This is a genomic window from Corynebacterium sp. Marseille-P4611 (assembly GCF_916618765.1).
GTDB classification, from domain to species: Bacteria; Actinomycetota; Actinomycetes; order Mycobacteriales; family Mycobacteriaceae; genus Corynebacterium; species Corynebacterium marquesiae.
Genome location: NZ_CAKAKD010000001.1, coordinates 2,449,606 through 2,469,805, shown reverse-complemented (window position 1 = coordinate 2,469,805; position 20,200 = coordinate 2,449,606). Strand labels below are relative to the sequence as shown.

General features: G+C 57.2%; 29 protein-coding genes. 15 read left to right on the top strand and 14 right to left on the bottom strand.

Annotation, left to right across the window (positions count from 1 at the left end; all coding sequences use genetic code 11):
* Positions 1-41: 41 nt before the first annotated feature.
* Complete coding sequence (locus LG376_RS11865; protein ID WP_370633396.1) at positions 42-1,496, top strand: glyceraldehyde-3-phosphate dehydrogenase; 1,455 nt, start codon at positions 42-44, stop codon at positions 1,494-1,496.
* A gap of 315 nt (positions 1,497-1,811) precedes the next feature.
* On the opposite strand, the gene ppk2 is transcribed toward LG376_RS11865, so the two are convergent.
* From ppk2 to LG376_RS11830, 7 genes are all read right to left on the bottom strand, one after another.
* Positions 1,812-2,699 (bottom strand): polyphosphate kinase 2, encoded by an 888-nt coding sequence (ppk2, locus tag LG376_RS11860; protein ID WP_198492778.1) that lies wholly within the window; start codon positions 2,697-2,699, stop codon positions 1,812-1,814.
* A gap of 76 nt (positions 2,700-2,775) precedes the next feature.
* Positions 2,776-3,636: a fumarylacetoacetate hydrolase family protein gene (locus LG376_RS11855; RefSeq protein ID WP_225747265.1), complete on the bottom strand. Its 861-nt coding sequence runs from the start codon at positions 3,634-3,636 to the stop codon at positions 2,776-2,778.
* A 5-nt stretch (positions 3,637-3,641) separates the two neighbouring features.
* Positions 3,642-4,172 (bottom strand): aminoacyl-tRNA hydrolase, encoded by a 531-nt coding sequence (gene pth / locus LG376_RS11850; RefSeq protein WP_225747264.1) that lies wholly within the window; start codon positions 4,170-4,172, stop codon positions 3,642-3,644.
* A gap of 92 nt (positions 4,173-4,264) precedes the next feature.
* Positions 4,265-4,915: a 50S ribosomal protein L25/general stress protein Ctc gene (locus LG376_RS11845; RefSeq protein WP_225747263.1), complete on the bottom strand. Its 651-nt coding sequence runs from the start codon at positions 4,913-4,915 to the stop codon at positions 4,265-4,267.
* Positions 4,916-5,169: 254 nt separating this feature from the next.
* The gene (locus LG376_RS11840; RefSeq protein ID WP_049379117.1) at positions 5,170-6,144 is read right to left on the bottom strand and encodes a ribose-phosphate diphosphokinase; all 975 of its coding nucleotides are present in this window, start codon (positions 6,142-6,144) and stop codon (positions 5,170-5,172) included.
* Positions 6,145-6,159: 15 nt separating this feature from the next.
* Entirely contained in the window at positions 6,160-7,605 is a 1,446-nt protein-coding gene (gene glmU, locus LG376_RS11835; protein ID WP_225747262.1) for a bifunctional UDP-N-acetylglucosamine diphosphorylase/glucosamine-1-phosphate N-acetyltransferase GlmU, read from the bottom strand.
* 68 nt (positions 7,606-7,673) lie between these two features.
* Positions 7,674-8,870 carry an MFS transporter gene (locus LG376_RS11830; RefSeq protein ID WP_225747261.1) on the bottom strand — a complete coding sequence of 399 codons (1,197 nt, stop codon included), beginning with the start codon at positions 8,868-8,870 and terminating at the stop codon, positions 7,674-7,676.
* Between the two features lie 122 nt (positions 8,871-8,992).
* Between LG376_RS11830 and LG376_RS11825 the strand changes: the two genes are divergently transcribed.
* A complete protein-coding gene (locus LG376_RS11825; protein WP_225747260.1) occupies positions 8,993-9,709 on the top strand; it encodes a trimeric intracellular cation channel family protein in 717 nt (238 codons plus the stop codon).
* 52 nt (positions 9,710-9,761) lie between these two features.
* On the opposite strand, the gene LG376_RS11820 is transcribed toward LG376_RS11825, so the two are convergent.
* From LG376_RS11820 to LG376_RS11805, 4 genes are all read right to left on the bottom strand, one after another.
* A complete protein-coding gene (locus tag LG376_RS11820; RefSeq protein ID WP_225747259.1) occupies positions 9,762-10,949 on the bottom strand; it encodes a site-specific integrase in 1,188 nt (395 codons plus the stop codon).
* 180 nt (positions 10,950-11,129) lie between these two features.
* Positions 11,130-11,609, bottom strand: coding sequence for a hypothetical protein (locus LG376_RS11815; RefSeq protein WP_225747258.1), 480 nt, complete (start codon positions 11,607-11,609; stop codon positions 11,130-11,132).
* Complete coding sequence (locus tag LG376_RS11810) at positions 11,606-11,983, bottom strand: ImmA/IrrE family metallo-endopeptidase (protein WP_225747257.1); 378 nt, start codon at positions 11,981-11,983, stop codon at positions 11,606-11,608. Before LG376_RS11810 ends, LG376_RS11815 begins: the two co-directional genes overlap by 4 nt.
* On the bottom strand, positions 11,976-12,479 hold the full coding sequence (locus LG376_RS11805) for a hypothetical protein (RefSeq protein ID WP_225747256.1): 504 nt from the start codon (positions 12,477-12,479) through the stop codon (positions 11,976-11,978). Before LG376_RS11805 ends, LG376_RS11810 begins: the two co-directional genes overlap by 8 nt.
* A 164-nt stretch (positions 12,480-12,643) precedes the next feature.
* Between LG376_RS11805 and LG376_RS11800 the strand changes: the two genes are divergently transcribed.
* From LG376_RS11800 to LG376_RS11790, 3 genes are all read left to right on the top strand, one after another.
* A complete protein-coding gene (locus LG376_RS11800) occupies positions 12,644-12,874 on the top strand; it encodes a hypothetical protein (protein WP_225747255.1) in 231 nt (76 codons plus the stop codon).
* A gap of 60 nt (positions 12,875-12,934) precedes the next feature.
* On the top strand, positions 12,935-13,090 hold the full coding sequence (locus LG376_RS11795) for a hypothetical protein (RefSeq protein ID WP_225747254.1): 156 nt from the start codon (positions 12,935-12,937) through the stop codon (positions 13,088-13,090).
* A gap of 472 nt (positions 13,091-13,562) precedes the next feature.
* Positions 13,563-13,748, top strand: coding sequence for a hypothetical protein (locus tag LG376_RS11790; RefSeq protein WP_225747253.1), 186 nt, complete (start codon positions 13,563-13,565; stop codon positions 13,746-13,748).
* Here the strand turns inward: LG376_RS11790 and LG376_RS11785 are convergent.
* Positions 13,712-14,554 (bottom strand): hypothetical protein, encoded by an 843-nt coding sequence (locus LG376_RS11785; RefSeq protein ID WP_225747252.1) that lies wholly within the window; start codon positions 14,552-14,554, stop codon positions 13,712-13,714. The two genes, LG376_RS11790 and LG376_RS11785, sit on opposite strands and share 37 nt — an antisense overlap.
* 227 nt (positions 14,555-14,781) lie before the next feature.
* On the opposite strand from LG376_RS11785, the gene LG376_RS11780 reads away from it, so the two are divergent.
* The 10 genes from LG376_RS11780 to LG376_RS11735 all read left to right on the top strand — a co-directional run bounded on the left by LG376_RS11780 (position 14,782) and on the right by LG376_RS11735 (position 18,837).
* Positions 14,782-15,006, top strand: coding sequence for a helix-turn-helix domain-containing protein (locus tag LG376_RS11780; RefSeq protein WP_225747251.1), 225 nt, complete (start codon positions 14,782-14,784; stop codon positions 15,004-15,006).
* A 38-nt stretch (positions 15,007-15,044) separates the two neighbouring features.
* Positions 15,045-15,245 (top strand): hypothetical protein, encoded by a 201-nt coding sequence (locus LG376_RS11775; RefSeq protein WP_225747250.1) that lies wholly within the window; start codon positions 15,045-15,047, stop codon positions 15,243-15,245.
* Positions 15,223-15,402 carry a hypothetical protein gene (locus LG376_RS11770; protein ID WP_225747249.1) on the top strand — a complete coding sequence of 60 codons (180 nt, stop codon included), beginning with the start codon at positions 15,223-15,225 and terminating at the stop codon, positions 15,400-15,402. The genes LG376_RS11775 and LG376_RS11770 overlap by 23 nt, the downstream gene beginning before the upstream one ends.
* A 26-nt stretch (positions 15,403-15,428) precedes the next feature.
* Complete coding sequence (locus tag LG376_RS11765) at positions 15,429-15,608, top strand: hypothetical protein (protein WP_225747248.1); 180 nt, start codon at positions 15,429-15,431, stop codon at positions 15,606-15,608.
* The gene (locus LG376_RS11760) at positions 15,605-15,790 is read left to right on the top strand and encodes a hypothetical protein (protein ID WP_225747247.1); all 186 of its coding nucleotides are present in this window, start codon (positions 15,605-15,607) and stop codon (positions 15,788-15,790) included. The genes LG376_RS11765 and LG376_RS11760 overlap by 4 nt, the downstream gene beginning before the upstream one ends.
* Positions 15,787-16,041, top strand: coding sequence for a hypothetical protein (locus LG376_RS11755; RefSeq protein WP_225747246.1), 255 nt, complete (start codon positions 15,787-15,789; stop codon positions 16,039-16,041). Before LG376_RS11760 ends, LG376_RS11755 begins: the two co-directional genes overlap by 4 nt.
* The gene (locus LG376_RS11750) at positions 16,038-16,214 is read left to right on the top strand and encodes a hypothetical protein (protein WP_225747245.1); all 177 of its coding nucleotides are present in this window, start codon (positions 16,038-16,040) and stop codon (positions 16,212-16,214) included. Before LG376_RS11755 ends, LG376_RS11750 begins: the two co-directional genes overlap by 4 nt.
* Complete coding sequence (locus LG376_RS11745) at positions 16,214-16,618, top strand: hypothetical protein (RefSeq protein ID WP_225747244.1); 405 nt, start codon at positions 16,214-16,216, stop codon at positions 16,616-16,618. The genes LG376_RS11750 and LG376_RS11745 overlap by 1 nt, the downstream gene beginning before the upstream one ends.
* A 3-nt stretch (positions 16,619-16,621) precedes the next feature.
* On the top strand, positions 16,622-18,061 hold the full coding sequence (locus tag LG376_RS11740) for a DUF2800 domain-containing protein (RefSeq protein WP_225747243.1): 1,440 nt from the start codon (positions 16,622-16,624) through the stop codon (positions 18,059-18,061).
* A 188-nt stretch (positions 18,062-18,249) separates the two neighbouring features.
* Complete coding sequence (locus LG376_RS11735; protein ID WP_225747242.1) at positions 18,250-18,837, top strand: DUF2815 family protein; 588 nt, start codon at positions 18,250-18,252, stop codon at positions 18,835-18,837.
* Here LG376_RS11735 and LG376_RS11730 read toward each other — a convergent pair.
* On the bottom strand, positions 18,834-19,304 hold the full coding sequence (locus LG376_RS11730) for a PIN domain-containing protein (protein WP_225747397.1): 471 nt from the start codon (positions 19,302-19,304) through the stop codon (positions 18,834-18,836). The genes LG376_RS11735 and LG376_RS11730 overlap by 4 nt on opposite strands.
* A 14-nt stretch (positions 19,305-19,318) precedes the next feature.
* Positions 19,319-20,053 (bottom strand): hypothetical protein, encoded by a 735-nt coding sequence (locus tag LG376_RS11725; RefSeq protein ID WP_147279316.1) that lies wholly within the window; start codon positions 20,051-20,053, stop codon positions 19,319-19,321.
* Between the last annotated feature and the right edge of the window lie 147 nt (positions 20,054-20,200).

The window sequence follows — 20,200 nt, the reverse complement described above, 5'->3', positions numbered from 1 at the left end:
AGATTTAATGCCACCCCCGTGACAGAAAAGGAATGAATTACGTGACTGCGAACGCACATGTTGGCCATGATGATTGGAACGAGCGCCTCGAGCTGGCGCAGCAGATGATTCCGCTCATTCACCAGCTGCACCGCAACAATAACGTTGTCACCACCATCTTCGGCCGCCCACTGGTGGGCCAGACCGATATCGACATCATCAAGTCTCACCGCTATGGCCGCCGCATCGCGCAGCGCCACCTGTCCACGGCGGAGACCCTGCCTATCCTGGTGGAATTGGCAGACATGAACCTGGGCGCCGCAAGCGTCGACCTCGGCCGCTTGGTCCTCGGGTGGGAGGAGTCCAACGAGGAAAACCTCCGCATGTACTTGGAAGGCGAGCTGTGCGAGATCGTCGGTGCTGGCGTTGACCTAGAGACCACCGACGTCGTCCTCTACGGCTTCGGCCGCATCGGCCGCCTGTTGGCCCGCCTGCTCGTCGCCCGCGAGGCAGCATATGGTGGCGTTCGCCTGCGCGGCATCGTCCTGCGCAAGAAGGGCGACGGTGACATCCTCAAGCGCGCTTCCTTGCTGCGCCGCGATTCCGTCCACGGTGCTTTCAACGGCACCATCTCCGTGGATGAGGAAAACGAGGTCATTTGGGCCAATGGCACCAAGATCCAGATGATTTACGCAAACGATCCGTCCGAGATTGACTACACTTCTTATGGCATCAACAACGCCATCTTGGTAGATAACACCGGCGCATGGCGCGACCGCGAGGGCCTGTCTCAGCACCTTAAGGCCAAGGGCATCTCCCGCGTGCTGCTGACCGCGCCGGGCAAGGGCGATATCAAGAACATCGTCTACGGCATCAATAACGACAACATCGCCGATGAGGATCAGATTCTCTCCGCTGCATCCTGCACCACCAACGGCATTACCCCGGTTCTCAAGGTCATCAATGACCGCTACGGTGTAACCCACGGCCACGTGGAGACCGCGCACTCATTCACCAATGACCAGAACCTCATCGATAACTACCACAAGGGCGATCGCCGCGGCCGCGCCGCAGGCCTGAACATGGTGCTTACCGCTACCGGCGCAGCCAAGGCTGTGGCTAAGGCCCTGCCGGAATTTGAGGGCAAGCTCACCGGCAATGCCATTCGCGTTCCTACCCCGGACGTGTCCATGGCCGTGCTCAACCTCGAGCTGTCGAAGGAAGTAGAGCGCGATGAGGTCAACGACTTCCTGCGCAGTGTTTCTTTGCACTCCGACCTGCGCCAGCAGATTTCCTACATTGCCTCCCCAGAGGTTGTTTCCTCTGACTTCATCGGCAATACCCACGCTGGCATCGTCGACGGCGTTGCTACCATCGCCTCTGGCAAGCACCTGGTGCTGTATGTGTGGTACGACAACGAGTTCGGTTACTCTAACCAGGTAGTACGCATCGTAGAAGAGCTGGCGCACACCCGCCCGGTAGTTCTGCCAAAGCGCGTATCTCCTGCTGAGCTTTAAACACACCTAGCCCAAGCCCGCGGCTTAACCGCGGGCTTTTGCCGTTTTCCCTGCCCCCAATCACCCCACCCCTAAAAGCAGCCATGCTATCGGCCTGGAAGCACGCCAATGGACTTGAAACGTGGCCGCTTTATGTGTTTCAACAATCGTCCACAGTCTGAGCTTCGCCCTCCCTGACCCCATCAGGTCGTGAGTATCCAAAGAGACTCCTGACGGTTAAGGCTCGAAGCTTAGGGTGCCGTTAAAAACTTCAATAAGAAGGCCCACCTTCAAGACAAAATGAAGGCGGGCTAAAGCTCTGTGGCTGAACTGGTGCTACTTCTTCTTATCCTTTTTCTTGCCCTTCTTGGACGTCTTCTTCGCTGTCTTCTGCTCGGACTTGCGCTCTAGCTTGGCAGCGACGTCCGGCACGTAGCGGAACTCTTCGCGGGCAGGGCGTTCATAGGTTTCGCCATCGGAATCCGGGCGCTGCGGAATCTCGGGCATCTCGCGCTCGATCTTCTCGTAGGGAATGGTGCTCAGCAGGTGCGAAATGACGTTAATGCGGGAGCGCTTCTTGTCTTCCGATTCCACGGTGTACCACGGCGCGGTTGGGGTATCGGTGTGGATGAACATCGCATCCTTGGCACGGGAGTAGTCCTCCCAGCGGGTAATGGACTGCAGATCCATAGGGGAGAGCTTCCAACGGCGCAGCGGATCGTTACGGCGGGATTCAAAGCGCTTGATCTGCTCCTCATCGGACACAGAGAACCAGTACTTGCGCAGCATGATGCCGTCTTCTACCAACATCTGCTCAAAGGTGGGTGCTTGGTGCAGGAAGCGGACGTATTCCTGATCGGTGCAAAAGCCCATGACGCGCTCGACACCGGCGCGGTTGTACCAGGAGCGGTCAAAGATGACGATTTCGCCCTTGGTAGGCAGCTTTTCCACGTAGCGCTGGAAGTACCACTGGCCCTGTTCGCGCGAGTTCGGTGCAGGCAGTGCCTCGACGCGGCAGGTGCGCGGGTTGAGGTACTGGGTGATGCGCTTAATCGCGGAGCCCTTGCCAGCGGCGTCGCGGCCCTCCATGATGATGACTACGCGGGCGCCGGTTTCAACGACCCACTGCTGCATGTCCACGAGCTCCGCTTGGAGGCGTTCGAGCTCCTTTTCGTAGGCCTTCTTGTTGAGTTTCTTAGGGGCTTTACTGCTTTTTGTGCTCATTAATCCAGCTTAACCGGCACAAGCGGCTGGGATGAAAACGCTACCGCCCACTTTGGAGTGAGAACCTGGGCACAGCTTAGGAACAAGTACAGCCGGGGCCGCAGCCGGGCTCTCCATAGCGGGTGGTATTAGAAATATGCCCCAAGCCTTCGATGGAGATGGTGACGTTCTGGCCGTCCTCGATAAATTGCTGCGGGATGCGGGCAAAACCCACGCCCTCCGGCGTGCCGGTAACGATGACGTCGCCTGGATTGAGTGGGTAGAGCTGCGAGCAGAACTCTATGAGCTCAGCTACGGAAAAGATGAGGTCATCGGTATTATCGCGCTGCCTTTCCTCACCGCCTACGGTAGTGGTGAGGACAGCTCCGGACCCCGGTGACCACTCATCCGCGGTGGTAAGCCAAGGGCCGAAGCCGGCTGTGCGATAAAAGGATTTGCCGGCATGGAACTGGCTAGTTTGGCGCTGGAAGTCACGCAGCGTGTAGTCATTCATGATGGCGTAGCCGGCCACATAATCCAGTGCTTCGTCGCGGGTGACACGGTGGGCGCGCTCGCCGATGATGACCGCCAATTCTCCCTCATAATCCAGCTTCCGTGTGCCATATTCGGGAATGAAGACATCATCATAGGGGCCGGTGAGGGCATCGGCGAACTTGATGAACAAGGTGGGATGTTCGGGGAATTCGCGTCCCATCTCGCGGATATGCTTGGCGTAATTAAGCCCTACGCAGATGACTTTGCCGGGAGTTGGTATGACAGCCTCCAGGTCGGCGTGGTCGAAGACCACGGGCTCGCCGGAAAGCTGGGCGGCCTTGCGCCAATCTTCGCTGCGCAGCAGCTGGCCGACATCTTCATAATCCAATTCAACACCCACGTTATCGCCGTCGATGCGGATAGCGGAAGTTCCAAAGCCAGTGCGTAGGGTAGCCAATTTCATGGCGACTATCCTACGCGCAAGATTTCCTCGACTGCGTCGGCGCAAAGGATGGGGATTTCTGCCTTTTCCTGCTTTGCCCAAGGCTTGAGCACAAACGACGCAGGGTCCATGCGCCCCGGTGGGCGCCCGATTCCTATTGAAAGGCGTTGGTAGTCTTTGGTGCCCAGGGACTTTGTGGTTGAACGCAACCCATTGTGGCCATGGTCGCCGCCGCCTTTGCGGAGCTTAATGGTGCCGAAATCGAGTTCTAGCTCATCGTGGATAACGATGATGTCAGCGGCGGAGAGATGAAAGTATTGGGCCAAAGCCTTGATCGGCCCGCCGGAGAGGTTCATATAGGACCGTGGCTTTGCGCAGATTATTTTTCGGCTGCCAGCTATGCCCTCAGCGACTTCGGTGTTGGTCTTTTTGTGTACTGAAAAGCTGCTCATGAGCTCTCCTGCGAGTTCATCTGCCACATCGAAGCCGATATTGTGTCGGGTGCCTGCGTACTTGGGGCCGGGGTTGCCAAGGCCTACTACGAGAAGTGGAGTCACGCGCTTAATTGTCTCATAGGCAGAGAGAAAAACGGCAAGGCCGCCGCGAGAAGCGAATCTCACGGCGGCCTATGCGTGTGAAGGGGAGGGGATTACTCCTTGGAGTCGGAGGACTCTTCGCCCTCGTCGACGGACTCGGCGCCAGCGTCAGCGCCGCCTTCCTCAGCAGCCTCAGCTGCCTCCTCGAGTTCCTCATCAACCTCAGGCAGGGAGATGGAGACGATAACGGTGTCTTCCTCTGCCACCAGGGTGGTGCCTTCCGGCATGGTGACATCGGCGGCGGTGATAACTGCGCCGTCCTCGAGGCCCTCGATGGAAACCTCGAGCTCTTCCGGAATGTTCAGTACGTCTGCCTCAACCAGCAGTACGTCAGCATCCTGGATGTGCATGGTGCCTGGGGCCGACTCGCCGGTCAGGGTAACCGGAACCTCAACCTCAACCTTCTCGCCGCGCTTAATAGCCAGCAGGTCAACGTGGTCGATGTCGAAGGTCAGGACGTTCTGGTCAACGTGCTTAACCATGGTCAGGTACTGCTCGCCGTCAATCTCCAGCTCCAGAACGGCGTTGACGCCGTTGTTGCGGACGAGGGACTGGATGTCCAGCAGCGGAACTGCGAAGTGGACCGGCTCCTGGTGGGAACCGTAGATGACGCCTGGAACCTTCCACTCGCGACGCAGGCGGCGTGCGACACCCTTGCCAAATTCGGTACGTGCTTCAGCCTTAATTACTGGGCGCTGTGCCATGCTTCGTTCTCCTTAGTTAAAGTAGTGCGGCGCGGCCAACGCGATAAAAACGACGAAAGCCTGCCGATGGACGTCTTGGACGAGTCATCGCAGGCGTATATAAAAGCAACATGCTCTAACTTCAATCGCGTCGATAACGGCTTCCTCATCCTGAGGTCGCCCTCGCCGAGACTGAGTTAGATTAGCACGTGTGCCGGTAACAAATCAAAAGCCGCCGAAGTAAATTCTCGGCGGCTAGTGATAGTAGAACATGTTTAGGCGCGGTCGAAAAGGGTGGTCACGGAACCATTCTCAAAGATCTCGTGGATGGTCTGTGCCAAAAGCGGTGCGATGGACAGCACCGTGAGGTTGGACCAGCCTTCGGTGGACTGCGGCAGGGTATCGGTGGTGATAACCTCTTCCGCGCCGCACTCGGAGAGGCGCTCGCGGGCAGGGTCAGAGAAGACGCCGTGGGTGCAGGCGATGATGACCTTCTTGGCGCCCGCATCCTTGAGTACGCGTACGGCGCCGGCGATGGTGCCACCGGTGTCAATCATGTCGTCGAGAAGCACGCAGTCCTTGCCCTCAACATCGCCCACCACGCGGTTGGACACCGTCTTATTGGCCTCGGTATTGGAGCGGGTCTTGTGCACGAAGGCCAGCGGGGCATCACCCAAGTCGTGGGCCCACTTTTCCGCGACCTTCACGCGGCCAGCATCCGGGGAGACCACGGTGATGTTATCGGTGGCGTACTTGGACTTGATGTAATCGGTCAAGATGGGCTGAGCGTGCATGTGATCGACCGGACCATCGAAGAAGCCCTGGATCTGATCGGTGTGCAGGTCCACGGACACGATGCGGTCCGCACCAGCAGCCTGCAGAAGGTCTGCCACCAGGCGGGCGGAAATTGGCTCGCGGCCCAGGTGCTTCTTATCCTGGCGTGCATATGGATAGAAGGGCAGGATGGCGGTGATGCGCTTAGCGGAGCCGCGCTTGAGAGCATCGATCATGATGAGCTGCTCCATTAGCCACTTGTTGAGCGGCTGGGTGTGAGACTGCATTACGAAGCAGTCGGCGCCGCGCACGGACTCTTCAAAGCGAATGAAGATTTCGCCGTTAGCGAAGTCGCGGGCGGTGGTAGGAACCAGATCGGTCTTGAGCTCCTTAGCCACAGCCTCCGCCAACTCTGGGTGTGCACGCCCAGAGAAGAGCTTCATGTTCTTGCTGCTACCAGTTACCTTGCCAGTCATGGGAGAATATGCCCCTTACTTTTCGTTGTCCTGCGCACGGGCTGCGGCATCAGCCGCGGGAGTACCCGGACGCTTCTTTTGAACCCAGCCCTCGATGTTGCGCTGTTTGCCACCGGAGACTGCGAGTGCTCCCGCAGGAACATCGTCTTTAATAACTGTACCCGCACCGGAGTATGCGCCATCACCGACATTGACCGGAGCGATAAACATTGTGTCAGAACCGGTGCGCACGTGACTGCCGATGGTGGTGTGGTGCTTGTTCACGCCGTCGTAGTTCACAAAGACGGAGGAGGCGCCGATATTGGACTGCTCGCCCACGGTGGCATCGCCGATATAGGTCAGGTGCGGAACCTTGGAGCCGCGGCCAATCTGGGCGTTCTTTGCCTCTACGAAGCCGCCGAGCTTTCCGTCCTCGCCCACCACGGTCTTCGGGCGGATATAGGTAAACGGGCCGACCTTAGCGTTGGTACCAATGACGGAATCGCTGCCATGGGTGCGCACGACAGAAGCGCCCTCGCCCACCTGCATATTGGTCAAGGTGGTGTCGGGGCCGATCTCGGCGTTATCTGCGATGCTGGTAGCGCCCCACAGCTGCGTGCCTGGGTGAATAATGACATCGGAGCCCACGGTGACGTTGACACCAATCCAGGTGGTCTCCGGATCCACGATGGTGGCCCCTCCGCGCATCGCTTTTTCTACCATGCGGCGGTTGAGCTCACGGCCGGCAGCGGCAAGCTGCACGCGGTCATTGACGCCCGCGAGTTCGGCCGGATCTGCTGCTACGTGCGCGCCGACGCCGTGCCCCGCGGTACGGGCAATTTCAAGCACATCGGTGATATACAGCTCGCCTTGGGCGTTATTGGAGTCGAGCTTCTGGAGGGCATCGGCAAGCACGCGCCCATCAAAGGCGAAAACGCCGGAATTGACCTCATTGACCTGGCGCTGTTCTTCGGTGGCATCCTTTTGCTCCACGATGGCAGACACGCTGCCATCCTCAGCGCGAATGATGCGGCCGTAACCGGTCGGGTCATCGAGGCGCATCGAGAGCACAGTGACCGCGTTGCCCTGCTCGGTGTGGGTGGCGCGCAGGCCCTCGATGGTCTCTGGGGTAAGCAGCGGGACGTCGCCGTTGGTGACAATGATGGTTCCCTCGAAGTCCGGAATCGGCTCCAAGCCGCAGGCCACGGCATGACCGGTGCCCAGCTGCTCCTCCTGCACCGCCTGCAGTACCTCGCAGTCCAGCTCCTGGGCGATGGCATCCACGGCGGGGGCGACCTGATCGCGCTGGTGGCCCACCACCGTGACGATGCGCTCCGGGTTGATCCCGGCCGCAGCATGCAGAGCGTGGCCGAGCAAGGTGCGACCGCCAATCTCATGCAAGGTCTTCTGCTTGGTGGACTTCATGCGGGTGCCGGCGCCAGCCGCAAGGACGACGACAGCACACGAGGTTGTTGCTACCACGGGTTATTGAACTCCTGGGGGTCGAGTCTGATTCTTATCCGGACTACATCCTATAGCCCAAGTGCGATTTATGTGTGAGAAACCTCTTTCAGGCCGCGGGCGCGCCACACCCCGAGGAAACCAATGAGGGCAAGGAAGAGCAGCGCTGCCTCAGGTCCGGCCAGTGCCACCACGGAGGAAATGCCGCCGACGATGAGAAGGATGATGCCCATCATCGTATTGGCCGCGCCCACATACTGGGTGCGCTTATCGCCGCCGGCCATATCCACCACGTAGGTCTTTCGCGCCACGCGAATGGCCGTGTGCGCTAGGTTCACGGCGAAGAAGCCAATCGGCATGACCCAGGCATTGACCGCATCCGGTGCCCAGTGCGAGCTGGCGACCAAAAGCACCAGCACGACGGAAGCCACGGCCGCGCCCACGGCCATGGTGTTCTTAGAAGACTTATCCGAATACACCCCGGAGATACGCCCGCCCACCAGGGAGGCTAGGCCGGAAGCAAGCACGAATCCGTAGAGCCCGGAAAGGTTGCTGCTGAGCAGTACAATAAAAGAGGTAGATAGCGCCGAAACGAGCAAGAGCGCGCGGACGATGACAAAGTTGCGAAATTGGCCGTCGCTAGTAAAAAGCTGCCAGGTATCGCGCCACCACTGCTTATCGATGCCCCCTTCGGTTTCCTCTGGCACCGGCTCATCCACGCCCGAAAAGACCCACGCGGCAATGGCCCACGTGGCCGCACCAATGGCGAGGACCGTGCCCATCATGGGAATGCTGAGCTCGCCCAAAAAGTAGAGGATAATGCCGGTCAGCAAAGTAGCACCGCCACCGAGGGCTGCCGCGCTACCGGTCACCTGGCCGCGCGCGCCCTTGGAAATGGTGCGCGCCTGCACGTCCTTGCCCGCAATCGAGCACAGCGCGCGGAAAAGCGAGAGCGCGGCCAGCGCCAGCAGCACAATGATGCCTAGAATTGCCCCGCGGGTAAAAAATGCCGCGAGCGCGATGACCGCGGCGGATACCGCTTGTCCCAGCGAACCGATAATCCATAGGCGCTTGCGCGCCCTATGCGTAGTCACCCACGGGGTCAGCGCCGCCTGCGGCAGCATCGAACCGGACTCGCGGATAGGGGTGAGCAGGCCGGTAAAGAAGGCAGGCACTCCGGCCGCACTAAAGAGCGCGGGCAGCACCGTCTTCGCCGCAACAATCTGATCGCCCAAATTTTGCAGACCATTGGACCAGATGAAATACCGGGCATTGGATTTAGACATGAGAAATGCGATCTTTCAGAGGGACGAGTTGGTTAAATTAAAGCCATGCTGACACGCCGGAGAGTAAAACACGGCCGCAGTCACGCCGAAATTCTACCCGCGCGGCAGGAGGCCTAAGAATCATGCACGATGTCGATCCTCTCATCAATTCGCTTTACCAAGCCTTCGATCTTCTCGGCGTAGTTTTGAACGGCATCATTGGCGGCACCCTTGCCCGCCGCCGCGAATTCGACATTGTGGGCTTCGTGTTCCTCGCCCTCTTTTCAGGGCTGGCCGGCGGCATGATCCGTGACATGCTCATCGGGGATGGAGCAGCCGCAGCGATTTCAGACCCCTGGTACCTCGGCCTTGCTTGCTGTGGTGCACTCATTGCATTTCTCATCGATCTCAAGGGCAAGGCGTGGGAGCTATTCCGCGAACACGGCGATGCGATCATCCTCGGCGTGTGGTCCACCACCGGCTGTGTCAAGGCGCTCACCCACGGCATGCCACTTATTCCCTGTGTCTTCCTTGGCGTGCTCACCGCAGTGGGCGGCGGAATGGTCCGCGATATTGCCTCCGGGGAAATCCCGTCCATCTTTGGCGGCAGCCCCCTGTATGCCGTGCCCTCTATCCTCACCGGCATCGTCATGGTTACCTTTGCCGATTACGGACAGTTTGCACTTGGCATGGTGGTCGCGCCGATCGTCGGCAGTGGCATGGCCATCGTGTCTTATTGGCGCGGCTGGGTCCTGCCCCGCGCCGGTGTAGCCCCCGTTAACTACACCGCCGCCCAAGTGGCGGCGATTGCGAAGAAAGCCGAGCTCAAAGGTTTTCGCCGCGGTAGGAAGAAAAACTAAAAAGCTTCCCCACCAGGACTCGAACCTACCATAATTCGGGCCTTTTACCAGGTTAAACAGCCTTTTTCGGCCCCTTTTGACGGAGTTTTGACGGAGTTTCAGAAAATTCCACCACCTCCGCAAGCATGCCGTCCATCGTCTCCGCCACCTCATCCAACATGTCCGGAAACAAGTCCGCATACGTGTTCAGCGTCTCCGCCGCGTCCGCATGCCCCAACTGAGTCTGCACCACTTTCACGTTCGCCCCCGCATTCACCAACAGGCCGGCCGCGACGTGCCTTAGACCGTGCGGCGTGATGCGCTCAAACGCCCGCGGCACCGGCTCACCCGCCTCCTTCGCTTCGTCGATAGCGGACTTCGACTTCGCCTGCATGCGCTTAACCGCGCCATCGAACCACGTCTTATGCCCCGGCGAATGCATGGGTGTGCCGGTGCGGGATTGCCAGATGAGCTCATCGCGGCCGCGGTGCGCGGCGACCGCAAGCACCTGGTCCATAACCGCGGCCGGCACCGCCACCGAGCGCCGCTTATGATTCTTCAACGTGGTATTGAAATGCCACCGCTTCTCGTTATCTAGGTACACCGCATTCCGGCGCACATGGATACGACTATTCAGCGGGTCCAAGTCCCTTGGCCGTAGTGCCGCGAGCTCACCCCAGCGCAGCCCAGACGTGCCAAGCAGCATCACAATCTCCCCGTGACGCGTGCACTCATCCGCGAGGTCTTTCAGCTGCTGCATCGTCAGATACACGTGCACGGTCTTCACCTTGCGTGGCAGGCGTACGCCGCGGGCGACGTTCTTCTTTACCCGCTGGTCTTTCACCGCCACGTCTAGAATCTGGCACAGTACACTGTGGCAGTTGCGCACCCAGGACGGGGAGTAGCCCATGCCGGAGACCCAGCGTTGTACCTCACGGTGGGTGATTTCCTTGACTTTGCGTTCGCCCCAGTAGGGCTTGATGGTGCCGCGCCAAATGGTCGTATTCATGTCCGCACTGGACGGCTTAAGCAGCTCATTGAGTACCAGCCAATCCTCGGCAACCTCGCTGATTCTCGCTGCCCCTCTGGTGGGGTCGACCCAATCACCATCAGCGATAGATACCGCATTACGGCTCGCCCATTCCTCCGCTTCGGGCTTACGCTTGAAACCACGCTTCGAAGTGTTCTTACCGTCGGGCTTGACGTAGTCGACGCGGTACCTGCGGCCGTGTTTCGTGTTGTACGCCTTAATAGATGCCATATGATAGACCTGTCCTGTCTTTAGTTGGATGGGGCGACTTTCCGTCCTTGGTGCTGTCTACTTCCACATGTCGAGCGCCAGGGGCGGTCTTGTTTTATACTGCTGGTGGCCCACATCCCCCCCGTGGGCCCATAGGGTGGCCTCGTGTCTGAGCTCAGCTCCACGGGGCCACCCCCAGTTTTACGACACAACTCCCTCGTTCCGAGCATTCTCAAGGGTGAAACTGTCGTAGTTATCCCAGAATCCCGATTCTTTCTTCTTGTGCTCCCATAGCCAACCGGAACACATATTTTGCGAGGTAGGGGTGTCTTCACGGTCGATAACATCACCGACAGTTTTAGAATTGCCGGCCTTAATAAGCTTTTTAGACCAACGCATCGCTTCAGCACGTTCGGAAACGGAAATTTCGTCACGCATAACTTCCATTGACAACTTCGTTCCTTCTGGCTGTGCAGTCAGGTCAGAGTAGTACTTGCATTTATAGGCCTCCCAGGCTTGCTGCTTTTCCTCCTCACTGCTGAAGTCATCATCGATGAAAAGGCCAGCAATGGTAAGAACCAGGAAAATAGCGATTAGCCACACCCACCAACGCTTATAGAACGGCTTCTTCGCTTTTGGCGGGTTGGTTTGCTGTTGGGAATACGGGGATTGATTGGTCATGCTGCTTGTCTTTCGTAGAGAGATTGCCAAGTTTTGAGGACTTTGACCGTTACGCCTAGCTCGTGGGCCAGGACGGAGGGGTGCGGTCCGTAGATTGCTTCTGTTGTGGCGTAGTCGTGGGGATTGATGAGTAGGCGGGCGGCGAACCTATCGGCGCGCAGTTCATGTGCTCCGAAATGGCCGGGCGGGTCGCCGTAGTGGGCGTGGCCAAGCTCGTGGGCTAGGGAACAAAGGGTGGTGACATCATCCATGCCTACGCGCAGGGTGATGGTGGACCGGTGTGGGAGCCATGCTGCTTTTGGCCCGCCACGATGCCACCTCACCCGATACCCGCGCCGCTGCGCCACATCAATGAGGGCATCGGTGTTAATCAATCAAATCCTCACCTCGCTTTTCACGCTCGGCCTGCTCGTCTGGGCTACTATCCGCCGCGTGCGGTACGGAATCGTCCCATTCCTGAACCAGGCCATCATCGTCGTCATGCAGTGAACCATGTGCGTCGGACACGGGGGTGAGCTGCGGGGGAGTGCTGCGTTCTACTACCTCGCCAAATGTACCTACCCAGTGGGCTGGTTCGTCGTCGATGCGGTGCGCTAGTTCTGCAATTAATTGCTGGTCGCTGAGTGAATGGAGCAGTTCTTCTACGGAGAGCATGCCTGATTCTTCAGGGAAGATGTAGCCGGTCTCTAATAAAGCTCGGACGGGTGGGCGACCGTAAGCGCGGGCCAAAGCTATGACGGTCTCTGCGCTGAGAGTTCCGCGGGCTAGTTGGCGATTCATCGTGGCGGGGGAAATGTCTGCTTTGTCGGCTGCTGCGCGCCCAGATGAATTTTGGGTGAGTTTTTCAAACCATTCGTTGTGCTCAGTCATGTGACTCATTATGCGCCACTTGGCTGTGTGGCGCAAATCGATTCACTACCGATGAACTGGGAAAACTAACACGTTTGTAATTACGGATTGACAACTCGACGCAAAGTGATCCACAATGAGTCACGTAGCGCATAATGCGCCACTCGGACAGAAAGGAGCCACCAATGGATGGCCACTACATTCTTCGCCCCGAGGTAATTGATGAAGCGCGCAAGCGATTCGGAGTCACCTCCGACGAAAAGCTTGCCGCACAACTGAACCTCTCCTCCGGAACCGTGCAGCGCGCCCGGCGAGGAAAGGAATTGCAGTTCACCACCGCAATCAAGCTCCTAAAAGCCGCAGGGTCGGAGCTTTCAGGCGTCATGTACGTACCACGAGGCGAAGTAGTCGCGTAGGGAAACCCACAGCGACAAAGACAAAACACACCTACCGCATCTACTAACGAAAGACCCACCATGAACACCACCAACACCGCATACATCGACGCCTACACACTCGGCTACCTCAAAGCCGCCCTCAAAGAACACCTCAAACCAAGCATCGTCGAAGAGCTTTTTACCGAAGCAGAGCAGGCCGCTCTCGACGCTGCCATCGCAAGGGCGGGACATTAATCACCCAAACACAGAAACGTAGCCCGACAAGCAGGCAGGGGAGTGCAAGCCTCCCCACGGGCACCAGGCCGCCAGCCCCTCCCTAGGGGATAGACGAGGGACTGGCCGGCCACGCAGTACAGAGAACTAAATAGTGAAGAGCGCCGGAAGATACCGGCCCCGCGAGCGATGGTTCTTAGATTCGCCACGACCGGGGCAAGCAGAAAATTGCAGGAACCCCGCCCTGAGAGGCGGGAGGGAACGAACGGCGCGGACATAAATAACAGGCCTGAATGGACAAATCACAATCCTTTAACACCTACTACAGGGGCTTAAGGAATGTGCTTACAAAAGACTAACTGGGGTTCGATTCCCCGGCAGGCCACCGGGTGGGTGTGACGTGTAACTGCCGTCGTAAGTGAAGGAGCGGGCGGCCCGCCACTGACCCGCACCTGCACCCACCCCTCATACTCTGCACACGATAGGAGAAATCATGGCAAACAAATACGTTCCCGAAGACCTCAGCCTCATGGAAGCAGCCTGCGTCAACTGGGTACTCTCAGCCATCAAGGCCGATATTCTCTCCGGCACGCCGAGCGGCAAAGCTATAGACAAAGCACTTCAGGAAATAGAAAGAAATACTTACCCTTCAGAGTCCGACCCCGATGTTTCATCGTGACCATCTTTGACTTCTGTGGACTCTTCATTGCTCGAAGAAATAGCCGGCAATTCTTCTTTCACCAATTCGTAAAGATCTTCTCCTGCCTGTTCAACTGCAGATGAAGCCAAGATACTGCCAGCAAGAACTACTGAACCAGTGGATTTCTTGAAGAAACCCCAAGCGCCTTCCCGCGCTTTTTGATAGAACTTTTTGTCTTCTTGGGTATCCGCCGCTTCTTCGAGTGCTTCCAAAATGTATTTCAATTCATGGAGGGCATCGATGATTTTGAACTCACCGTAAAGGTCGAGATCTTCCAGGCAGCCCCGAAGATGCTGAATTATTCGAATCGAGTGCTCACGCAAAAATCGATGTGATTCGTCAAGGGTCGAGACCCGGTGTAGAAGAACTTCCAGGAAGTTGGAGAACTTTTCTGGAGATCCTTCTTCAAACTTCGGAACCACAAAGTCTAGAAGAGCTGCCACACTCTCTAATTGGTCTAATGGGGCTTTCAGAATTCCCGGTTGATGTCTATCGTCCCACCCGTGTGGATAGGTAAAAATTGCTTCAGTCCACTGGGGTATGAACTGGTCGTAAACCGTGACAGGGACGCCCTCACGTTTGGCAACTTCAATTGCCTCTACGACTTGATTTAGTCGGGTTACCGCAAGCCTATGGTCTGCCCAGATTTGAGCAGTCCGTCTTTGAAATTGTGAGCCATTTTCGTTGGTCTGGCGGCCAAGCTGCCGAGCTTCCTTTGCTGTCTTGGTGTTGCCATCCGCCCATCCCAAAAGTTGCCTGTGAAGTAATTCTGCTGGGTTTGCCATGAGTTCTATTTAACCAGCACACGCAAATGTTTCTCGGTGGGGTGCGCACACCACAAACCACGCACAACCCCTGTAATTAGCTATTCACCCCGCGGGCCGTCCAAAGCAACGCGAGGTGAACCACCGTGAACCCATAAAGAGGAGTCCACCATGAACTTTATCAAAAACCTTTTCCGCCGCGGCAGGCACCGCAAGCCTCGCACCCGCACCTTCTGGGTGGTGTGGCGATGAACCACAAGCAACTCATGGAAATGGTCGAAGCCGTCCTCGGCAAACGAGTAGCCAACCTCACCGTTCAGCAATTCGCCGACATTACCGGCCTATCGCACCGAACCATCCGCCAGGACTGCGCCGCCGGCCGACTACCCGCATACCAAAGCGCAGTGGGCACCCCATACCTCATCCACTACACGCACCTGACCCGCTACATGGAGGTCAACACCGCAGCCTAAACCCCGCCCTGAAACCCACAACAAACAGGAGAAACCGCATGCACCAAATCACCCACGCCGAAGCCGTCAACCACCTCAAAGATATCGAGACCCGGCTCAAGCTCATCTACCGCTACACCCACCTCCCGGAGAGTATTCGACGCCAAATCAAAGACGCCGCCGCACACACCCACCTCGTCACCGGACAAATCGCCGCCTATGAAAGGAAAACCCGCCATGCCAACCACCAATCCAAATAACCGCCCAGAACGCAAAGCACCCACCTACAAAGAACTCGCCTACTGGCAGGACACCGCCGCGAAACGAGTTCGCCTGTGCTGGGCTACCGGCATTTTCGGCGGCATGCTCGGATTCCTCCTCCACGCAATCATCTCCATGCCACCCGTCTGGCTCTAACCACCAACACCACTAGGAGAACCTCAATGCCCCTATTCGCCCCAGAATCTACCTACCCCAGTCGGGAAGCCAAGAAAGTCGCGCTCTCTCGTCTCGAAGGTGAAGTTCTCGACTGGATGCGCGACCACGGAGAAACCTTCCCAACGCTGCGCGACCTCTGCCATGAAATCAGCACCCACATTGACAAGGAAAGAGAAAACCTGTGACCCCACCAAAGCCTAGCGACCTACACGCCAGTAACGAGCTCGACCGCCGCATCCAAGAAACACACCACACCATGATGATGTTCCTCGACCGCGGCTACAGCGAAGACACCGCCCTCGAGCTCACCGACATCACGCTTACCCGCCATGACCGCCACACGCTACTGGACTCCATAGACCTATGACCGTATGGATAATCACCCTCACCGCCCTAACACTCCTCAACGCCCTCGGCACAGCCGCACTCTCAACCATCACTTATAACCGCATGCGCGAAACCAACTTCCGCATCGCAGCCGTATCTGACGCCACGATTAGTCTTCACCGGCGCATTAACCAGCACCTCGGAGAGCTGCCGACCCGCGCCCCGACAGAAGAAGAATCCGGCCGCATCGAAGCACTCATCAAGAAGCACTACAGAAAGCCACCCCAATGACAACCATTCAGGCACGCGCCACCCTGCGCCGCTGGGCCGCAGGAAAACACATCACCAAAGCCCAACTCCAAGACCTCAAAGACCAAGGCTTCATCATCACCACGCTGGAGGACGGACAAAACCGCCTCACCGTCCACGGCACCCGACTCATCACCGGAAAGGACCCCAAATAATGACCTGGATTAGTAAAAACCTCACCCTCGACCTCCTCGCCATCGGCATCCACGCCATGCAAAAAACCTTCGACCGCATCAAAGAAGAACCAGACGCACAGTCCCCATGGCCTGAGCAGGAAACGCCGGCTGCGGCACCGCACCCAGAAGAAGAAGCACCCGCGCCGAAGGAAGAACCAGCCGCAGCCGCCCCGGAACCGAAGCCCGAACCACAGGAAGAAGAAACTCCAGACCTTCTCCCCGAGGCGCAGAACACCCTCCGCGCCATCAGCATGGACGAAGGCCCCGGCTGGATTACCGGAACCCTATTCCCACACTTCAACGTCCAATCACTTACCGACGTACCAGCCGACAAACTCCCAGAACTCATCACCATGGCCCAAAAACACCACAAGGGAGACTAAACAATGACAGAAGTCTACGTCCCCCTACTCGACGCCACCAGCATCGACTTCACCAACGACACTGAACGCGCCGGAGTAGAAAAAACCATCACCCAAGCCGGCATCACCCACATCGAAGATGACCGCGGAGACATCAGGAAAATCTTCGGCCGGCTCAACAAGAAAACCGTCCCACTTAATAACGGTGGTGATGGTCCGCAGCGGCTTACTTTCGACAAGGTAAAGACGTTCGGCACGATAGAGGAAAAGAAAGCCGAGCCGTCGGCCGAAGTGCAGCACACTGGCCGCGCACACGCCATACTGTCTGCCTCCAGTTCTCACAGGTGGCTTAATTGCACTCCGGCGCCGCGCCTTGAAGCTCAGTACCCGGACAGTGAGTCCGACGCCGCGGCAGAAGGCACTGCAGCCCATGAGCTCGCGGAGCACAAGCTACGCCTCCTCAACGGTGACGAGTCCACCCTCGTCGGCGACTCCGACTGGATTAATGAGGAGATGGACTCCTACACCGACGACTATGTCGATAACGTCATGGCAGAGCTCGCGCGCGCCCAGGAGTCCAGCCCCGCTGCATTCCTCGCCATTGAACAACGCCTCGACTTCTCCCATATTGTGCCGGACGGTTTCGGTACCGGTGACGCCCTCATCGTCGGAGATGGAACCATGACCGTCATCGACCTGAAATACGGAAAAGGCGTGGAAGTCTCCGCGGTAGGTAATCCGCAGATGCGCCTGTATGCGCTCGGAGCCCTAGCCCAGTTCGGCATGATTTACAACATCGACCGGGTACGCATGGTGATTTTCCAGCCACGCCTCAACAACGTGAGCGTCGATGAAATAAGCGTCAACGAGCTCACCACATGGGCTAGGGAAGTGGTCGCCCCGCGCGCGCAGCTCGCAATCCAAGGCGAAGGTGAGCTCAACGCTGGTGAGTGGTGCCGCTTCTGCCGGCACGCGCCACAGTGCCCAGCACTCGCCGCCCAATACCTCGAACCGTTGCCGAAAGAATCGGATGCGGTGACGCCGGCGGCGCCCGCCCCGGAAACACTCACCGATGACCAGATAGCCAACATCGTGGCCTGGTCTGGGGCGATTAAAAAGTGGCTGTCGAAGGTGGAGAAATTCGCCCTAGATGAAGCTAATAACGGGCATTCCTACCCCGGGTTGAAGCTCGTGGAAGGCCGCTCGGTGCGCAAATACACCGACGAGGACGCGGTTGCCGCCGCGGTCGAAAAGACCGGCCACGACCCCTACGAGAAGAAGCTGTTGGGCATTACCGCGATGACGAAAATGCTCGGCAAAAAGCAATTCCAGGACACGCTCGGCGACCTCGTACATAAACCTGCAGGCAAGCCGACGTTGGTGCCCGAGTCGGATAAGCGGCCCGCGCTACAAGCTGCAACACCAGAAACCGTATTCCAACCGATAGGAGGAAAGAACCAGTGACTGACCAGGAAACCAAGTACGCGAAGATTCAGTCCGTCTTCAACCCGGCAGGGGAGAAGTTCGAAGACGGCCCGGAGCCGGATTACCCGGACGCCGCCTAACCCACCATGCTGCCGCTGGTCGACGAGATTAACCGGCATAAAGACACCAACCACCATCACCAACTAGTTCCAAGGAGGAACCACACCATGGCCATTACCAACCGCGACGTCACCTTCCCCGCACGACTTAGCTTCAACGACCTATTCACCCCACGCGCCGCACAAGAAGGAGGCACCCCCAAGTACCAAGCCGTCCTCCTCATCCCGAAGAACGACGAAAAGACCATCGCAGCAGTCAACACCGCGATTGATGCAGCCGTCCAGGACGCCGTTGCGCGCGGCACCATCAAGCAGGCTATTGACCCGACCATGACTCAGTACCCTCCGCTACGCGACGGAGACCGACCTAAGAACGACGGCACCTCCCGCGGCGACGCCTACACCGACCACTGGTTCATCTCCGCAAAGGCCCCCGAGTCCCGCAAGCCGTTCGTAGTTGATGGCAACGTTCGCCCAATTCTTGACCAGTCGGAGGTCTACTCCGGCATGTACGTCAACGCGGCCGTGCAGTTTTACGTGTACTCGAACTCCGGCAACGTCGGAGTCGCCGCTTCTTTGAACGGAATCCAGAAAGTTAAGGATGGTGAGCGCTTGGGTGCTGAGCCCACTACCGCGGAGGACGTGTTCTCCGCGCTCGGTGGCCAGGCTGCGCCGTCCGCAGGCCTCGGATTCTAAGTAAGTCCCGAGAAAAGATCGCCGTATGGAGCAGCAGGAGGATGTGTTACAGAAATCGGGTTCAATCCGGTACAAGCTTTGATTAGCTTGTCATCGTAAGTGAAAACGGATTGGCAACTGGCAGCAATCCCGGAGGCAACAATCATTGCATCTGCCGGGCGAATAAGCCGCTCAAGACACAATTCTCCTGCTGTCTCCATCACGAAACTATCTGCTTCAACAAGAGTGAAATCTCGTCTGAATAGAAAATCTTTTGCCTTATTTACAGCTGCATTGCTAATCGGTGGGGTAGATGCCCCTGCCCTCATAGCTGGAGTACCCAGCAACTCAACGCCAACCATTGTCGGTATAAATACCTCGTAGGCATCGCTCTCAATCACAAACTCAACTGAGTCTGCGTAACTCTTTGCCTTCGGAATATGCGGATGATCGAGAAACAAATAGATCAGTGCACACGTATCTAGCACTACACGTTGCAAAACTAATCAACACTCCTCAATCGGTCAATAAAATGCACTGGGTCCTCAATCGACTGTCGATATTCAGACCAAATGCCACGTCCATTAGAAAGACTTCGATCTGGTAGAACATCAACTCCATAAAGATGAACTAGTTCAATCTGATTCGTATCGAAATTTCGATGGACTTTCCCACGAACACGCACCCGCTTGTGCATTTTAGACAGAACATCTTCACGTTGGATTTCCGAAAAAAGAACCTTTACAGAAGCATCAGTCGATTCATCTCTGATCCAAGCTTTGAGCTCATGCGAATCAGAGCCGTTGTAACGGTTTAGTTCGCCGGTAACAGATCCAATTGAAACGAGTGACGCTGAAAGTGCTTTTTCAATTGCTTCTTTCAAATCTGCGTCAATCGGAATCCAATCACTTTGTTTTATCGACAGAGTCGCACCGTTGGTTTTTTGGCCTTCTTTGGCAATCTCGCGAAGATACCTAAGTTGCTGTCGATTCCAGCCGCGAGGTATCTGGCACGTGCGACTGATGGATTTAATTCCGGAGTAAAGCCTGTGAAGCGATTCATCATCAATCAAAACTTCAGTGACAACGCTAGATTGACGGACGCCTGACATTTTTACTCGACCCGAATTTGATGGAAACGCTTGAATCAACTTTGCTAACGATTCAAGAGCTCGAGCTACTGAAAGAGCCTCTATGTTTTCTATCTCGCCATTGAGCGTCAGTTCGAGCTTTTGCATTTCATCTCCTTCCTAGGTTGAGCAAATTAGTAAAGACCTTTCTCGAAGCAATCATAGTGCTCAGCGCTGTACAAGCTAGCGAGTTTTAACAAATTATCTCAAAACCACCGCAACACGCCCATGACCCACACACCGGGCACGAGAAGC

Coding starts and splice junctions, on each gene's coding strand:
- LG376_RS11790 (WP_225747253.1), top strand. CDS start 13,563: ATGGCAAACAAATACGTTCCCGAAGACCTCAGCCTCATGGAAGCAGCC.
- LG376_RS11740 (WP_225747243.1), top strand. CDS start 16,622: ATGACAGAAGTCTACGTCCCCCTACTCGACGCCACCAGCATCGACTTC.
- LG376_RS11765 (WP_225747248.1), top strand. CDS start 15,429: ATGCCCCTATTCGCCCCAGAATCTACCTACCCCAGTCGGGAAGCCAAG.
- ppk2 (WP_198492778.1), bottom strand. CDS start 2,699: ATGAGCACAAAAAGCAGTAAAGCCCCTAAGAAACTCAACAAGAAGGCC.
- LG376_RS11725 (WP_147279316.1), bottom strand. CDS start 20,053: ATGCAAAAGCTCGAACTGACGCTCAATGGCGAGATAGAAAACATAGAG.
- LG376_RS11775 (WP_225747250.1), top strand. CDS start 15,045: ATGCACCAAATCACCCACGCCGAAGCCGTCAACCACCTCAAAGATATC.
- LG376_RS11840 (WP_049379117.1), bottom strand. CDS start 6,144: ATGACTGGCAAGGTAACTGGTAGCAGCAAGAACATGAAGCTCTTCTCT.
- LG376_RS11845 (WP_225747263.1), bottom strand. CDS start 4,915: ATGGCACAGCGCCCAGTAATTAAGGCTGAAGCACGTACCGAATTTGGC.
- LG376_RS11825 (WP_225747260.1), top strand. CDS start 8,993: ATGCACGATGTCGATCCTCTCATCAATTCGCTTTACCAAGCCTTCGAT.
- LG376_RS11770 (WP_225747249.1), top strand. CDS start 15,223: ATGCCAACCACCAATCCAAATAACCGCCCAGAACGCAAAGCACCCACC.
- LG376_RS11805 (WP_225747256.1), bottom strand. CDS start 12,479: ATGACTGAGCACAACGAATGGTTTGAAAAACTCACCCAAAATTCATCT.
- LG376_RS11735 (WP_225747242.1), top strand. CDS start 18,250: ATGGCCATTACCAACCGCGACGTCACCTTCCCCGCACGACTTAGCTTC.
- LG376_RS11820 (WP_225747259.1), bottom strand. CDS start 10,949: ATGGCATCTATTAAGGCGTACAACACGAAACACGGCCGCAGGTACCGC.
- LG376_RS11815 (WP_225747258.1), bottom strand. CDS start 11,609: ATGACCAATCAATCCCCGTATTCCCAACAGCAAACCAACCCGCCAAAA.
- LG376_RS11785 (WP_225747252.1), bottom strand. CDS start 14,554: ATGGCAAACCCAGCAGAATTACTTCACAGGCAACTTTTGGGATGGGCG.
- LG376_RS11855 (WP_225747265.1), bottom strand. CDS start 3,636: ATGAAATTGGCTACCCTACGCACTGGCTTTGGAACTTCCGCTATCCGC.
- LG376_RS11745 (WP_225747244.1), top strand. CDS start 16,214: ATGACCTGGATTAGTAAAAACCTCACCCTCGACCTCCTCGCCATCGGC.
- LG376_RS11800 (WP_225747255.1), top strand. CDS start 12,644: ATGGATGGCCACTACATTCTTCGCCCCGAGGTAATTGATGAAGCGCGC.
- LG376_RS11750 (WP_225747245.1), top strand. CDS start 16,038: ATGACAACCATTCAGGCACGCGCCACCCTGCGCCGCTGGGCCGCAGGA.
- LG376_RS11830 (WP_225747261.1), bottom strand. CDS start 8,870: ATGTCTAAATCCAATGCCCGGTATTTCATCTGGTCCAATGGTCTGCAA.
- LG376_RS11755 (WP_225747246.1), top strand. CDS start 15,787: ATGACCGTATGGATAATCACCCTCACCGCCCTAACACTCCTCAACGCC.
- LG376_RS11795 (WP_225747254.1), top strand. CDS start 12,935: ATGAACACCACCAACACCGCATACATCGACGCCTACACACTCGGCTAC.
- LG376_RS11780 (WP_225747251.1), top strand. CDS start 14,782: ATGAACCACAAGCAACTCATGGAAATGGTCGAAGCCGTCCTCGGCAAA.